We start from the raw sequence: 674 nt of genomic DNA on the forward strand, positions 1-674 counted from the left end.
GCGAGGCCGCGCCCCGCGTCCCGCTGCAGGGCCGCCCCGGCGTGCCCCGCCAGCGCACCCAGACCGAGCGCGGGCCCGGACAGAAGGTCACCGGCGGCGACATCTCCGCGCTCCGATCCGTGAGCGAGCTCTTCCGCGCCCTCGACCACGCCTACGGCGGCGGACACGCGCGCCAGGCCCTGGTGCGGTACCTGGAGCACGAGGCCGAGCCCATGCTGCGCGGCACGTACGGCGAGCAGACCGGACGGCGGCTGTTCTGCGCGGTCGCCGATCTCACCCGGCTCGCGGGCTGGACCTCGTACGACATCGCGGCGCACGGTCTCGCCCAGCGGTACTTCGTCCAGGCGCTGCGCCTCTCGCAGGCCGCGGGGGACCGGATGTACGGGTCCTACGTCCTGGTCACCATGAGCCGGCAGGCCGTCTACCTCGGGCACGGCCGGGAGGCGGTGCAGCTGGCGCGGGTCGCGCAGCAGGGCGTCGGGCCCTCGGCGCCGCCCGTGGTGCAGGCGCTGCTGCATGCCGTGGAGGCGCGCGGGCACGGGGTGCTCGGCGAGATCCGGGCCTGCACGGGGTCGTTGGTGCGGGCCGAGCGGGCCCTGGAGGCGGCGCGGGCCGGGGACGACGTGCCGCACTGGGCCCGGCTCTTCGACGAGGCACAGCTGGCGGACGAGTTC

Annotated in this window: 1 pseudogene; it reads left to right on the plus strand. The window is 76.4% G+C overall.

Annotation, left to right across the window (positions count from 1 at the left end):
* A pseudogene (locus G3I40_RS28180) lies at nucleotides 1-674 on the plus strand (regulator); the annotation flags it as partial.

The organism is Streptomyces sp. SID14478 (assembly GCF_010548525.1).
Lineage (GTDB): Bacteria > Actinomycetota > Actinomycetes > Streptomycetales > Streptomycetaceae > Streptomyces.